The sequence below is a fragment of the Salmonella sp. SAL4457 genome (genome assembly GCF_046548235.1).
Classification (GTDB): domain Bacteria; phylum Pseudomonadota; class Gammaproteobacteria; order Enterobacterales; family Enterobacteriaceae; genus Salmonella; species Salmonella enterica.
This window is the reverse complement of sequence record NZ_JBGDZO010000382.1, coordinates 1-277: the sequence shown is the minus strand read 5'-3', so window position 1 is coordinate 277 and position 277 is coordinate 1. Positions and strand designations below refer to the sequence as shown.

The window sequence follows — 277 nt, the reverse complement described above, 5'->3', positions numbered from 1 at the left end:
GCGCAAGGTGAACATCGACACCGACCTGCGCCTGGCCTCCACCGGTGCCATCCGCCGCTTCCTGGCGCAGAACCCGAGCGAGTTCGACCCGCGCAAGTACTTCTCCAAGACCGTCGAGGCCATGCGCGACATCTGCATCGCTCGCTACGAAGCCTTCGGCACCGCCGGCAACGCTTCCAAGATCAAGCCGATCTCCCTGGAAGGCATGTTCCAGCGCTACGCTCGCGGCGAGCTGGATCCGAAGGTCAACTAAGCGCCTTCGTTCGAACGGGAGCCC

1 protein-coding gene is annotated in these 277 nt (G+C 64.3%); it reads left to right on the top strand.

The annotated features are described in order from the left end of the window. Window positions 1–253, top strand: a 253-nt coding sequence (locus tag ACLJNW_RS24735) for a class II fructose-bisphosphate aldolase (protein WP_410961293.1), incomplete at its 5' end; no start/stop codon positions are given. Window positions 254–277: the final 24 nt, after the last annotated feature.